Below are 13,321 nucleotides of genomic sequence, written 5' to 3'. Positions count from 1 at the left end.
CATTCCTCGCCTCGCGGCAGCCAACCGCCGCGGGATAGTCCGACCTCGTCAGACTCTCATGAGGGCCAACCTCCCATGAGTGCCAACGCTCTGGAACAGATGAAAGCCGTTGAAACGCATACCAGGCTCGGCTGTCGTCGGATTCAACCCGGGTGGAGAGATCGGGCCTTCCCAGGTGCCCTCGAAGTCCCACTGCTCGCCAGTGACAAAGTTCGGGACCGGATGATGCTCAGGCACCGCACAACACAGATCCGGTTGCCACTTGTGCCGGAATAGGTTGGACCGCAATTCGATGGCCTCGTTTGCTCGATTGGCCGCGATCGGATGGCTCTTCATCGACTGCTCTCCCCTGGTCGTTGCGCTTTGGGACGGGCCGCCTTGCGGCTCGTGTGAGCTCCGCTGCCCGTCGCGGCGGTGCTTCGCCCGCCAGGCGGTCGGGGTCTCGCCGGACCAGCGCCGGAAGGCCCGCGTAAAGGCGCTCGCCTCCGAGTAGCCCAGCGCCGCCGCAATCTCGCCCAGCGACACCGTCGTGTCCTCCAGCAACTGACGCGCGATCTCGAACCGGATCTCGTTCGAGATGTCCCTGTACCCTGAGCCCCCGTCTTTCAGGCGGCGGGTTAGGGTGCGGCGGTGGATTGTCAGCAGATCGGCGACGGCATCGGCCGAACAACGGTCGCTCGTCAGCCGCACGCGCAGCAACCGGCGGATGTCGTCCGGGAATTCGGGGCCCTGAGCGCCCTTGAGTTGCTGGATCCGCTCCTCCAGCATGGTCCGCAACAGGGGATCAGCGCCGGCAATGCGACGCTCCAGGCAGCGGCTCGGAAACACCAGCGCGGCCATCTCCTGATCGAACCTGACCGGTGCCCGGAAATGCCGCCGATAGGGATCCGTATCCGCCGGCTGGCCGCGGGCCAGCAGCACCTCCGACGGCGCCCAGTCCGCCCCGAGCAGGGCCCGGATGGCGTTGACCGCACAGGCGATGGCGCCGTCGGTGATCTGATCCGCACTTTCCATCCCGGGCTGATAGACGGCGTGGCTGAAAACGGCCGTGTCTCCGGCCACGTCGAGCGACGGGACGATGACCCGGTCCTGCACGCTGAGATGGGCCACCAGACCGCGCAACGCATCCCCGAAGGTCTCCGAGTGCAGCATCAGGCGGCCGACCAGCCCCAGCGACAAGATCGTCGCCCGACGGCCGACCAGGAGACCGAAATGCCGGCACTGGGTATGCGACACGCTCAACGCGCACAGCCGGCCCAGAGCCCGGTGCGGGATCAGGTTGGCGCCATCCTCGAACAGACGCGGGTCGAGCCCCGCCGCCTGGATGATCGGATCGGGATCGAGGCCGAACGCGCGCAGGGTCGGGGCGATTTCCTTGGCCATGCCGAGTTGGACGTACCCGGCCGGCAGCGCGCGCGCCGGTGCTGCCACGGGAGAGGCCTGTGCCGCTCGAGAAGGCGGTCGGCCGCGCCTCAGGCCCAATGGAATGTCAGCAACTTCTGGCATGGGGAACTCCTGAATCGGTATTGAGGTCGGCTACCAGCCGGTTGTCGGCGGTGGCTTCGCCGGGGTTCTCCGGCCAAGGCAGGACGTCATTCGCTGAGGCTCAAGGCCGGCAGAGCGGGCCAGGCCTTGGCGTGTGCTCGCACAGGCGCTTGGGCCACGGCAGGAGGCGAGACCGGCGCAGCACCAGGTGGCGGCTGGGGCCTCTCGCTCATCACGATTGCCGAGCCGCAGAGCAGTCCGAGCAAGGCGAGGACGACCGATGCGCGCATGATGCTCGCGCGCCGTTGCCGCCTGCGATCCTGACGCGGTAACGGCCGGACGGATGGGGATCTGGGACTTGCCAGGCCAGCAACGCTTCCCAGGAGGCCGGCCTCGGCGCAGCCGGGTCTCGATGCAGAACGGTCGACGATTGGCATGGGGTGCCTCTGTCCGCTGTTCGTCCCTGATGGCTTAGCGAGTACCGTCCGGTCGGCGATGCCTGTTCTCAACAAGAGCGGCGACTGTCACAATTGCATCGTCCGTAGCAGGTTACCCAAAACCAGTAAGGATGCTTTGACAGTACGACGCTACAATGCTCTGGATTGCCTGCGCTATTGTCCTGAGGCACATTGACCTTGAGGACACTGTCCTCAGGGACAATAGAGTTCCTTCCGCGTAGCGGGTCGGAATGGGAGTGACGCCCGTGTCAGCCGTCGTGCACATCGTTGATGACGATGAGTCGTTCCGCACCGCAACCCAGCGTCTTTTGCGGGTCGCTGGCTATGCTGTCGAGACCTATGACTCGGCGGAGCGGTTGTTGCAGCGACTGCCGGAGGATGCCGGTCCGAGCTGCATCCTTCTCGACATCAGGATCCCCGGCCTGAGCGGGCCGGACTTGCAGGATCGGCTGTCCGCCTTGGGCTCGCACCTGCCCATCATCTTCCTGACAGGGCATGCAGACATCCCCACCACCGTCAAGGTCATGAAGGCGGGCGCGGCCGATCTGCTGACCAAGCCTGTGGCGAAAGACGAGTTGATCGCTGCCCTCGAGCGGGCGATGGCCCGCAGCCGCGCTGGGCGGGAGAAAAACGAACAGCTCCGTTCACTGCAAAAGCGTGTCGACGGCCTGACGCCTCGCGAACGACAGGTTTTCGAACGCGTCGCTCGGGGAAAGATGAACAAGGAGATCGGGCGCGAGCTTGGGGCGACCGAGCGGACGATCAAGGCCCATCGCAGCAACATCATGGACAAGCTGCAAATTGCGTCTGTCGCCGAGCTCGTGCTGATTGCGGAGCGCCTTGGCATTCTGGCCGAGCAGCCAGCCGGGATCGGACGATAACGCCACGCCAGCAAAGCCAACCCTGTCCTGGCCAAGCGATACTGTCCTCAGGGACAATAGGATTGGCCACCGGAACCTGCACAATGGGCGCGAGAAACACTGGCGGCTGAAAATCTTGAATGCGCTCTCCTCTGAGGTCACCCATGCTGTAACGGGCCCGGCCATGCGATCTTCAACCGTGGGCACGTCCCATCGGGTCATCGTCGTCGACGATGACCCAGGTATGCTGCGGGCGGTGCAGCGGGTGTTGCAGCTCCATGGCTTCGAGACCGAGGTCTTCAGCAGCGCCGAAGGCTTTCTCGAGGACGCGCACTTGGCCGATGCCACCTGCCTTGTGCTGGATGTCCATTTGCAGCACATGTCCGGAATCGAGCTGCGGCGTCAGTTGACGCGTTCGGGCCATTCGCTTCCCGTCATCTTCATCACGGCGGTGGAGAGCGAGGCCACGCACAAGGCGGCTTTGGAAGCGGGTTGTGTCGCGTATCTGCACAAGCCATTCCCGTCTGACCGCCTGATCGAAGCTGTCAATACAATCATCGGGAAAGGCAGCGAGCGCTGAGCCGCCCGGTGCGAGGGTGCGGTCTAAGCGAGGGGCAGGCGCACGCGAAACACGGCGCCGCTGGCATGGCTTTCCGCCGAGATCCTGCCGCTGTGCGACTCGATGATGGTCTGGGCAATGCACAGCCCCATCCCCATCCCCTCCTGCTTCGTGGTGAAGAACGGCTCGAAGATCTCCTTCAACTTGTCTTCGGCAATGCCTGGACCGCGATCCGACACGGAGAGCTCGGCAAACCCGTCGACGCGCGAAGTCTGAATCCTGATGATGCGATCTTCGGTCGGGTTACCCTTCATCGCGTCGATCCCGTTCACGACAAGGTTGAGAATGACCTGCTGGAGTTGAATGCGGTCGGCGCGGACCGGCAGCGCATTCTGTGTCAGCAGACTGGTCAATTCGAACTTCTGTCCAACGGCAAGAGAGGAAAGGAATGCAAGCGTTTCGCGAACGACGTCATTCAAGTCGACGTTTTTCAGTTCAAAGGGTGCTTTCTTCAGCAGGCTGCGCATCCTCCGGACCACCTCGCTGGCGCGCCGGTCATCCCGCACAATATCGTTCACGATAGTCTTGAGTTCAACGATATCGGGGAGGACGGCGACGTCGGGACTCTGAGACTCCAGGATCGCGGCTGCGGTCTCGGCGTTCGCCAGAATAGCGCCGAGCGGCTGGTTGATTTCATGGGAAATGGAGGCCGTCAGTTCGCCAGCCGTCGAGAAGCGGTTGACATGGGCAAGCTCGACCATGCGCTGCCGCGACTGCACTTCGGCCAACCGGCGCCGACGATGCTCGAGCAACAGGACCGAGATCAGCCCGGCTTGTACGAGAAGAACTGCGAGCGTGAGCGCGATTTGCCAGGAATAGCGCTCCCACGCCGTTGGCTCCCGAAACAGGATTTCGCTGCCCGGCGGCAGGCGGCTCTCGCTGATGTTCCAGCGCTGAAGTTGTCGCCAATCGTATTTCGGTGCCGAGAATTCGATTGGAGGAACCTTGATGCCACTGGCCTTCTCTCCTTCCAATATTCGGACGGCAACGGCAGCGGTCGGTCGGGCAGCCTCGGCCGGTGAGAACATCGGGCCGCCAACGACCTGAACACCATCATCGACGCGAGACCAGTCGTACGTAAAAATGGGAGCGTTGGCGACCTCAAAGATGCGCTTCATTGGCTCCTTGTCGCCATAGACGGCCCCTGCGCCGTCCACCATCATCTGCTGAAAAAAGATTGCACTGTGGGGCGGCAAATTCGCGACCGCCTTCAAGACCTCCTCGAATGGTCGCTCGTTGTAAAAGATCAATTCAGCCTTGTTCTCCAGCAACGGGCCCAGTGTCCGCTGCATCTCGCCGATCCAAGATCGTTCAGCGGGAGAGTTTCCAATGATCAACACAATGGTCTTGGTCTCCGGCAATAGCCGCAATACGTTTTCGGTAAGAGCGTTTTGATCGTAGCGCACCCCAACCACGGCGTCCTGATCGGATAACATGGACGGGTCAACCCGGCGCACTTCGACCGCCGCGAGCAGCATCGGCGTTGTCGGATACAGGTCCGCCCTGTGTTGCTGAACGAAGCGAGCTGCGGGCCCACCAAAAGCGACGATCAAATCCGGCGGCCGTTGAGCGTAGAGCGCGTCGAGATATTCAACAAATTTTGCTTCAGCCGTGCTGTCGTCATTCCGGGCGGTGACGACGGAGTGTTCTTGAATGTCCAGCGGCCAAGGCGACTGTCTGATCAGTTCGTTGCGTGTCTCCCTGCTCCAGACAACCCACGGTTCGAAATTCTGGCCGTACGAGTGAAGGAACAGCACTTGTTTCGGTTGGACGGCAACCTCGCCAGACCGAGGCTGAGCGGCAGTCCCGCCAATTGAAATCAAGAGAAAGGCGGCGATGGCGATCCAGAGATTGATCAGCCGTTTCATCCTCAATGTGTACGATGCGGCCATGCGGCCTCCATGATGCCCATCGGTCCGCCTGGGATTTCCCGCCACCCGGTCAGGGCATCCAAGGAAGCGGCCCCATCGGCTCCCCTAGGGGCAGCCCTGCCCCTCAGCCGCCGGACCGCTGTCAGTCGCCGTTCCCCTCGCTCGGCGGTCATCGCAATGCCCCCATACGACCCGTGGTCACGACCCAGAATAATGCACGGCGGGCTGCCTTGGGCTAGGGGTTTCAACGTCCCGAATGGGTCATGGAGTAACGAACAGCAGATGGAATGAAGGTCTACTCGCCGCCTCATGAGCAGACCAAAGCGTTTCTTCCGCCTCGGTAGAGTCGAGGATGGGCGCGGTAGCTTGGGCCATGCGGCAACGCCCCGTTTCCCATCCCCGCTCATCGAACCGGACGTGCGGCGCTACCGCATCCGGCTCTCCGACCGGCTTCATTGCCAGGCCCACGGCGAGGCAGGTCGGGGCAAGCGTTCCAGAGCCAGCACACCGCGTTCACCGTGGATCACGTCGTAGGTGAACCGTCGGTTGCCGCGCCCATGCACCTTATGCCGTCGGGCGAGGAAGGCACGCACGCGCTCGGTGACGTATTGGTCCATCCCGCGGAATGCCGGCCGACATGTCCCATAGGCGAAGTAGTTCGACCAGCCGCGCAGAGACCTGTTCAGCGTATCGCGCACTTCTTCCCATGGTTCAGTGTGGCCGGGCGTCAGCAGGTTGGCGACCTTCGCCTTGAGCCGTTGCACGCTCTTCTTGGACGGGCTCGCGCCCAAATACCGTCGGCCGTTCGCCTTGTAATAGTGAGGCCCGAACGAGTAGCCGAGGAAGTCGAAGCGCTCCTGGCGGGCGTCCTTCAGCGAGGTCTTGGCCTCGTTGATGCTCAGCCCAAGCCTTGTCATCACGGCCCTTGTCCACGTCAACGCCTCAGCCGCACGACCGCGGCTGAGAATGACGAAGTCGTCGGCGTACGAGACCACGTGGGCTTGGAACGCTTCGCCGCGTCCGGTCAGCCGCCAATGCTTCAGGAACCGGTTCATGTAGATGTTGGCCAGCAGCGGGCTCGCGACGCCGCCCTGGGGCGTGCCTCGCGAACTGCTCTTACCACCACTCATGCGTCGGGTTCCGTCAGCATCCCGCTCTTCGATCGGGGCCTTCAGCCACAGCCTGATCAGCCGCAGCACGGAACCATCTGCGATCCGCCGCGCCACCGATTGCAGGAGTTCGCGGTGAGGGATCGTATCGAAGTAGCGGGACAGGTCAGCATCAACCACATCGGTGTAGCCCCGGCAGATCAGCCGGTGCACTTCCTTGACCGCATCCACCGCCCCGCGCGCGGGGCGATAGCCGTAGGCATTGTCCTCGAAGTCGGCCTCGAAGATTGGCTCCAGCACGAGTTTGACGGCGGTTTGCACAACCCGATCCCGGATGGTCGGAATGCCGAGCGCGCGCTCGCCGCCATCCAGCTTCGGGATCGTCACCCGCCGCACTGGATCGGGCCGGTACATCTTCGAGATCAGTTCCTCGCGCAAGCCCGCCAGCCAGACTTCCAGGTCCCGCGCCTCGATCTGCTCGAAGCTCATCCCATCCACCCCTGGAGCACCCGCATTGGCGCGGGCCAGCCCATAGGCGTGACGCAGGATGTCGTCGCGGCAGATCTTGTCGTAGAGCCCATAGAAGCGGAAAGCGGGCTGCGCCTTCGCCTTGCAATAGAGCTTTCTCTGAAGGATCCGGGTCTTCTCAGGTGTTGCTAGACTCATCGTCAATCACCCTCCCCTCACCATCGTCGAAAGCGCACCAGAAGTCAGGGTCCTTTGCTCCGCCGGCGTTACCCGGCCTCAGCGCTCGTATGACCCTGTCCGACTCCCGCCCTGGCCGGCGTCTTACAACACCGTTGAGGCCGCTACCCTCGCACAGAACGGGTCTCCCCCGATGACCCGCATCACCCTTCCGACGTGCCGTGCCCACGACCCCGGCGGATCGAGCGGGTGCATGTGTCGATTGCTTCCCCGCTCGCGCGGCCTTCCCCAAATGGCAGGAGGGTCGGCATCCGCATTGTCACTTCCGAGGCCTGCTCAGGCTTCACTCACGTTACAACCCATCGGATTGCTCAGCCGCCTTACAGCGACCTTTGTCACGAGGCTCCGGCCCGTCCGGTTGCCCGGCCAGACCGCTCGTCAGCTACCAGATCAATCGACAACTCTCTGGGTGGAATCCTCCTCCACTGGTGATCCGCGCCTTCGGGGCGCACTGCCATTTGAAGACGTTCCTGGTACGTGAGCGCAATTTCGGATAAGGCCGTTGATGGAATGCGGAAGAAGACCTCGCCGCAAAAAGAGCGACCGTCTAAACAAAGGCGCTATAGGAACGATTCCGTAGGGGCAAATATGGAACCGAGAAGATATATTACTGAGCTAAAGCTCAAATATCCTTAACATATGTAATTACTAATCTGCGGTTTTTGACGCGTATCGGATGATATTATTTTGAGCAGCCACAAAAATATTTGCACTAAGTGGAACGTAAACTTTACAGGAACGTTCTGGTACTGGTTCAGGACAAGAGTGCCTCGATGGCTGATTCAAGCAACACTATGGTCCTGGTCAAAGAGGCTCAAGCCGCTCGGGTGAGGGCTCATATCCGCGCTATGGTCTCTCGGCTGCTGGCTCGCACGCGAAAGGGCGAGAACAAACCCGCGAAGTTCGCAGAGTTGCCCTTTCTGGAAGGGATCACTCTGCGCGGGCAGAGCTGAACAAAACAGTCTTAAAGCGGTTGGGGCTTATCGCCGGCATGGATGATCCAGGCGTCGGTGACTGAGAGATCCGCGTGCTCCCGCCTGTTGGCCGAGGAGCACCCTGATGCCCAACCACTACCTCGAGCGCTGGGAGGGTCCCAATAGAGGCTTTCGGTTGCCGCTTGCTGCCTGGAACAGCCTGCATGAAGAAGGCATCACCACCCTCGACCAGCTCAAGGCTGGTGCCGATCAGCTTGAACGGCTTGTCGGGATCGGCGCGAAGATGGCCACCTGATCCGGGAAGAACTCGCCCGCGTGGCGGCTGCCGAAAGGCAACCAGCCGACAACGTATAGGACCGAGACTGCGGATTCCGAGAAGATACTTGATGGGGCAGGCGCCCTACGTCGCGAGGGCATCCTTGTTCATCCTCAGCGTGATGACCACGCCCTCCTCAGACCAGTCGCAGGCGATCGAGCCGCCGAGCTGAGCGGACATGCTCCGGTTGACCAGCTTGCTCCCAAAGCCTCCAGGTCCTGTGGGAGCCACAACGGGCGGGCCGCCCCGTTCGGTCCAAACAACGACCGCTTCGCTACTATCGGCTGTGCACGATATATCGAGCGTGCCGCTGGCCACCGAGAGCGCGCCATACTTGAGCGAGTTGGTCGCCAACTCGTGGGTGACCAGGGCCAGCGTCGTCGCCGCTGCCTCTCCGACCCCCATCCTCGGCACCGAGACGCGAATGCGTCCGCTGAAGGCTCCCATGTCATCGTAGGGTGCGAGCAGGACAGCAAACAGGTCGCCGAGAAGCGCCGCCGTTCCCTCCTGGCCCGGAAGCGGACGGACGAGGTCGTGGGCGCGCCCCAGAGCCGTGAGCCGGTGCGTGAGGTCCCGTGCCATGTCGGCCGTCGTCGCCGCCGAGCGGGATGTCATCGCGGTGAGGCCCGCTGCAATGGCCAACAGGTTCTTGACCCGGTGGCTCATTTCACCCGCCAGCAACTCGTGGCCTTCCTCGGCCTGCTTGCGACCGGTCACGTCGATGAAGATGCCGAACATGATCCGGTCGACCATGCCGACATCGTCTCCTTGACCCCGAGCGGAGATCCACCGGACTTCGTCCCCGACCATGATCCGAAAGTCGATCTCATACGCGCCCAAAACCCCGCGCGTCGCCGCGAAAGCGGCCCTCACCCTGTCACGATCGGCTGGATGGATATGCGATGACAGGTCCTCGAAGGTCACACCTTCTTCGCTTCTGAGCACGCCCCACAGGTCATACGCGCGCTGGTCCATGGTGAGCCTGTCGCTGTCGACGTTCCACGACCACAGGGCGACCCCGGCCGCGTCAATGGCGCGGCGTAAGTTTTTTGCCTCCCACACTGGAGGAGTCGATTGTTCAGACGACACTGTGCTTTGTCCTCCTGCTCGGCCAAGGCCAGCACGACCACTAGCATGCTTCCCCTGAGGCCTTGAAGCCCGCACCACGAGGCTAGGTTCGGAGGGCAATATTCCTGTTCGGCGCTGCTCGACGATGTGCCTTTAACTGTGGTTCTTCCCAAGAAGCTCCAGCAGCGGTTTTCGGCGTAGGTCTGGCACGGCACCGCTTATACGCGGGCTCACGCACGCTAGCCACAAATTCCGCCGAGTGTTTTCAGGGAACCAGATAGGGTTTATGAGGTGACCTGGCTGTCCATGTATGCAGGCCATCGGGCGGGAGCAGCATGAAAATTCTGGCATGAAAATTCTCGTAGTCGAAGACGATCCGTTTGTCCGCGAGATGGCTGTGGCGGGGTTGGAAGATGCCGGGTTCGAGGTCATCGAGGCGGGCAGCGGCAGCCAAGCCTTGGAGTTCCTGCACGCCGGGATTGCGTTCGATGCCCTACTGACCGACATTCGCCTGCCGGGAGCCAACGGCTGGGAGGTCGCCAGGGCCTACCGCGAGCGTTTCCCCGATCTGCCTGTCCTGTATGTCACGGGTTACGCCGAGCAGATGCAGCCTGTACCCGGAGGGATCATCATCTCGAAGCCCTACAGGATGGCGCAGGTGGTCGGTGTCTTGGGAACATGGGCAGCAGCGGAGCTCGCGCGTGGGATCGACAGCCCGGACGAAGAGCACGACCGCCTTATGCGCAGTCATCATGTCCCGCCGGATGACCTGCGAGCTCGCCGGACGTGTACGGGACGCCAGGAGGTGGAATTGCAGCCCCTGACGCGCTGTGGCGGAATGGAAGCCGAGCACGATGTGGATTCCGCAGTGATGTCCCCGATGGAGCGCATTCCGAGGCAGCAGGGTTGGGCACCCCCCGGGCATCCTGACAGGCTTGCCGTGGGGGAAGCGGCCGCTACGCCGGCCGGACCATTAAGGGTCCCGGAGGAAGATCTCGGAGAACGGCATGTCTAACACGACCTCGCCTGCTTCATTCTCAATCTCGACGGCATGGTCGCATGGATCCTGGCCGCGGGCGGCGAACACATCGATGAGATCGTGGGCCGCGCGCAAGGTTTGGCGGCGGGCCGTCTCCTCATCGGGGAAGTCTAGCCCGTGCTCGTCATAGCTCCAACAATGGCAGTTGCTGCGAACGTGAACGAAGAAGCGAGGCATGGCGGCTGCAAGGACTGAGTAGACGGCTGAAGAATGTTCCTGTGGTGGGAGAGTTCCGGCTCTCCCAGTTCCGAGAATGCCATTCTATGGAACGGCTTAAGCCGAGCATTCACATGGGTTAAGGCATGGCCGCGCGATCCATTGCGATCCTGTTCAACCATGAGCAGCCCCGATCGGTCTGATCCTCAGCTCGAGTTTGGCCATTTTTGAGGGCGCTGTAGGCTATCTGCGGGTCAGTCCGGATCGGCAAATCTCACCAGGCTCATGAGCGCGTCCATCACGGCGATCCGATAGATTGCGGTAGCAAACCGGCGATCATTGGCAATCGCGTCGGCATCGCCATGCACGCGCTCCAGCATGGTGTCGAACACCTCCTCCATCATCTCCACATCCACCGGCACGACAACCCCACACGTCATCGCAAAAGCTTCCGGTGTGCTCAGTCGCATCGCCAGCGAGGTGCCAGGATGAGCCGTCTGCTCCAGATGCTCATCGACGAGCCAAACCTCGTCCTGGCGCATGAGATCCAGCACCACCAAGCCGGCCGTCTCATGCCGGCGCTCAACCCGCCAGACTGAGAAGCGGGCCCGCAGCAGGGCCTGCAACATCATGTCCTCATCCGAGCCGGGCGTCGCGGCAGCGTGGCGGACATAGCGCTCCATCCCGCGCGAGCGGCCCGGCGGCGCGGTGTAGAGGGCCAGGTCGTACGCCAACGTCACCTCGTCCAGGCTCTCGGCCACCAGCATCTTGCCGACCGTGAGGCCTAAGCGACGCGCCTGCTCCATCAGAGCCGAATCCGGCACGAAGCGGAGGGCCTCGTTGTGATGGTGGGTGCTGATCGCGCGCAGATGACGATAGCGCGTCAGGATCTCGGTCCGACCCATTTCGGCCATGGCGACCTCCCAGGCTCTTGAGCCTGATTGTGGGAGATCGTGGCCATGCCCGTCCAGCCCCATGTTCCTGACCTCCTGTCCACCTGGCTGGTTCCGTTCCGGTCCGGCCTGACCGGACCAACCTTCCGCCATGCCCTCGTGCTCGTCATGGGGGCTCTTCTCACACCAGGGCGTCGGACCGTCACCGCCATGCTCACCGTTGTCGGCCTCGCCCGCACCCGCAGCTTCACGAACTATCACCGCGTGCTCAACCGCAACCAGTGGTCCAGCCGCGAGATCGCGCGATGCCTGCTCGGCCTGCTGGTGGCGAGCTTCGTGCCGGCCGGGCCCGTCATTATCGCGCTGGATGACACTCTCGAACGCCGCTGGGGTGCCCGGATCAGGGCCCGTGGCATTTACCGGGATCCGGTCCGCTCCTCCCATGGCCATTTCGTCAAGGCCTCGGGATTGCGCTGGCTGTCCACCATGCTGCTCGTCCCGATCCCGTGGGCCGGTCGCGTGTGGGCCTTGCCCTTCCTGACCGTGTTGGCGCCCTCCGAGCGCTTCTCGCGCGAGCATCGCCAGCGCCACAAGGCGCTCACCGACTGGGCCCGGCAAGCTCTTCTCCAGGTCGCCCGCTGGCTGCCGGACCGGCGCATTGTGGCGGTGGCCGATCAGAGTTTCGCGGCGATTGACCTGTTGAACGCGGTTCGGCATCGCCTGTGCATGATCACACGTCTGCGTCTGGATGCGCGCCTGTTCACGCCGGCTCCGCGCCGTCGGCCCGGGACGCGAGGGCGCCCCCGCATTGTCGGGCAACGCCTTCCGAGCCTGGCCGAACGCCTGGCCCATCCCAAAACGGCGTGGCGGCGTGTCTGGGTCGACGGTTGGTACGGCGGTGGCGGACGCCTGATCGAGTTCGTCTCCGGCACGGCGATCTGGCACCATCCCGGCAAGCACGTGCCGATCCGCTATGTTCTGGTGCGGGACGTGGCCGGCCTGCTCAAGCCTCAGGCGTTTCTGTGCACGGACCTCGAGGCCGATCCTCTTGAGATCGTGCGCTGGTTTGTGCGGCGCTGGAGCACCGAGGTGACCTTTGCCGAGGCTCGCAGACACCTGGGGATGGAGACGCAGCGCCAATGGTCGGACAAGGCGATCGCCCGCACGACACCAGCCCTGCTGGGGCTGTTCTCGCTGGTCAGCCTCTGGACCGATGATCCCGCCATTCGGCGCTTGGCTCGCCCGCGGTGTGCCGCTTGGTACGACAAGCGCACGATCACCTTCAGCGATGCTCTGGCGGCCGTCCGACGCTCGCTCTGGGCCGCCGCAGTTTCCAATGCGTCACGCCGGCCCGCCAACATGACAAAATCCCAAATCGATGTTCTGAAACGAATGACAGCGGCGCTCTGCTATCCAGCATAAATGGCCAAAGTCGAGCTCAGAGTCTGACTCAAAATGCAGCTATCCGCTGCATCCGAAGTGTCGTCCTGGCGCTTCCCACACGTGAAACGGTGAAAATCAGTCCCGTTTGCACCTGATTGTGCTTCCTATTCCTGCCAGAATGCAGCCGCGGGATGCATTCTAAGAGTTTTCAGTCAGCCTCTCAGGGTGGCACGCCCAAGCAGAGCCAAAGGTTCGCTGGCTGAAACACTCGACTGCGCCAATCTGGGGATTGCAGGGTCGCGTGCCGAAATCGCTTGCTTCCGAGCCTTCAGCCGGTCCGAGGCAGATCTGGCGCGACAATTCGATCGTATCGACAAGGGAGAAACCCGCCGGTTCTCGGAATGACCGCTTCGGGTCAGGCCCT

11 protein-coding genes are annotated in these 13,321 nt (G+C 62.7%); 5 read left to right on the top strand and 6 right to left on the bottom strand.

Features of this window, described 5'->3' with window-relative positions:
- Positions 1-48: 48 nt before the first annotated feature.
- Positions 49-1,506 carry an AraC family transcriptional regulator gene (locus tag BB934_RS26195; RefSeq protein ID WP_099512289.1) on the bottom strand — a complete coding sequence of 486 codons (1,458 nt, stop codon included), beginning with the start codon at positions 1,504-1,506 and terminating at the stop codon, positions 49-51.
- Positions 1,507-2,188: 682 nt separating this feature from the next.
- On the opposite strand from BB934_RS26195, the gene BB934_RS26185 reads away from it, so the two are divergent.
- On the top strand, positions 2,189-2,824 hold the full coding sequence (locus BB934_RS26185; RefSeq protein WP_099513236.1) for a response regulator transcription factor: 636 nt from the start codon (positions 2,189-2,191) through the stop codon (positions 2,822-2,824).
- 163 nt (positions 2,825-2,987) lie between these two features.
- Positions 2,988-3,383 (top strand): response regulator transcription factor, encoded by a 396-nt coding sequence (locus BB934_RS26180; RefSeq protein WP_099512287.1) that lies wholly within the window; start codon positions 2,988-2,990, stop codon positions 3,381-3,383.
- Positions 3,384-3,406: 23 nt separating this feature from the next.
- Here the strand turns inward: BB934_RS26180 and BB934_RS26175 are convergent, their stop codons facing one another.
- Both BB934_RS26175 and ltrA read right to left on the bottom strand, forming a co-directional pair.
- Positions 3,407-5,314 (bottom strand): sensor histidine kinase, encoded by a 1,908-nt coding sequence (locus BB934_RS26175; protein WP_099512286.1) that lies wholly within the window; start codon positions 5,312-5,314, stop codon positions 3,407-3,409.
- Between the two features lie 431 nt (positions 5,315-5,745).
- Positions 5,746-7,068: a group II intron reverse transcriptase/maturase gene (gene ltrA, locus BB934_RS26170; protein ID WP_173909494.1), complete on the bottom strand. Its 1,323-nt coding sequence runs from the start codon at positions 7,066-7,068 to the stop codon at positions 5,746-5,748.
- Positions 7,069-8,166: 1,098 nt separating this feature from the next.
- Here ltrA and BB934_RS47345 point away from each other — a divergent pair.
- Complete coding sequence (locus BB934_RS47345) at positions 8,167-8,337, top strand: hypothetical protein (protein ID WP_157934315.1); 171 nt, start codon at positions 8,167-8,169, stop codon at positions 8,335-8,337.
- Positions 8,338-8,442: 105 nt separating this feature from the next.
- On the opposite strand, the gene BB934_RS26160 is transcribed toward BB934_RS47345, so the two are convergent.
- Positions 8,443-9,447, bottom strand: a complete 1,005-nt coding sequence (locus tag BB934_RS26160) for a sensor histidine kinase (protein WP_099512283.1) — start codon at positions 9,445-9,447, stop codon at positions 8,443-8,445.
- 328 nt (positions 9,448-9,775) lie between these two features.
- Between BB934_RS26160 and BB934_RS26155 the strand changes: the two genes are divergently transcribed.
- Positions 9,776-10,441 (top strand): response regulator, encoded by a 666-nt coding sequence (locus BB934_RS26155; protein WP_157934314.1) that lies wholly within the window; start codon positions 9,776-9,778, stop codon positions 10,439-10,441.
- Here the strand turns inward: BB934_RS26155 and BB934_RS48845 are convergent.
- Positions 10,400-10,642, bottom strand: coding sequence for a DUF6894 family protein (locus tag BB934_RS48845; protein ID WP_099512281.1), 243 nt, complete (start codon positions 10,640-10,642; stop codon positions 10,400-10,402). The genes BB934_RS26155 and BB934_RS48845 overlap by 42 nt on opposite strands.
- 233 nt (positions 10,643-10,875) lie before the next feature.
- A complete protein-coding gene (locus tag BB934_RS26145) occupies positions 10,876-11,535 on the bottom strand; it encodes a DUF7986 domain-containing protein (protein ID WP_099512280.1) in 660 nt (219 codons plus the stop codon).
- A gap of 45 nt (positions 11,536-11,580) precedes the next feature.
- Here BB934_RS26145 and BB934_RS26140 point away from each other — a divergent pair, with 45 nt between their 5' ends.
- Positions 11,581-12,936 (top strand): IS701 family transposase, encoded by a 1,356-nt coding sequence (locus BB934_RS26140; RefSeq protein ID WP_099513235.1) that lies wholly within the window; start codon positions 11,581-11,583, stop codon positions 12,934-12,936.
- The last annotated feature ends 385 nt before the right edge of the window (positions 12,937-13,321 follow it).

This window comes from Microvirga ossetica (assembly GCF_002741015.1).
Classification (GTDB): domain Bacteria; phylum Pseudomonadota; class Alphaproteobacteria; order Rhizobiales; family Beijerinckiaceae; genus Microvirga; species Microvirga ossetica.
Note: the sequence above shows the minus strand (reverse complement) of the source record. Positions and strands in the feature narration are given on the sequence as shown.

Excerpts from the sequence above, each read along its gene's own strand:
- BB934_RS26195 (WP_099512289.1), bottom strand. The coding sequence starts at position 1,506 with ATGCCAGAAGTTGCTGACATTCCATTGGGCCTGAGGCGCGGCCGACCG.
- BB934_RS26180 (WP_099512287.1), top strand. The coding sequence starts at position 2,988 with ATGCGATCTTCAACCGTGGGCACGTCCCATCGGGTCATCGTCGTCGAC.
- BB934_RS26175 (WP_099512286.1), bottom strand. The coding sequence starts at position 5,314 with ATGGCCGCATCGTACACATTGAGGATGAAACGGCTGATCAATCTCTGG.
- ltrA (WP_173909494.1), bottom strand. The coding sequence starts at position 7,068 with ATGAGTCTAGCAACACCTGAGAAGACCCGGATCCTTCAGAGAAAGCTC.
- BB934_RS47345 (WP_157934315.1), top strand. The coding sequence starts at position 8,167 with ATGCCCAACCACTACCTCGAGCGCTGGGAGGGTCCCAATAGAGGCTTT.
- BB934_RS26155 (WP_157934314.1), top strand. The coding sequence starts at position 9,776 with ATGAAAATTCTCGTAGTCGAAGACGATCCGTTTGTCCGCGAGATGGCT.
- BB934_RS48845 (WP_099512281.1), bottom strand. The coding sequence starts at position 10,642 with ATGCCTCGCTTCTTCGTTCACGTTCGCAGCAACTGCCATTGTTGGAGC.
- BB934_RS26145 (WP_099512280.1), bottom strand. The coding sequence starts at position 11,535 with ATGGCCGAAATGGGTCGGACCGAGATCCTGACGCGCTATCGTCATCTG.
- BB934_RS26140 (WP_099513235.1), top strand. The coding sequence starts at position 11,581 with ATGCCCGTCCAGCCCCATGTTCCTGACCTCCTGTCCACCTGGCTGGTT.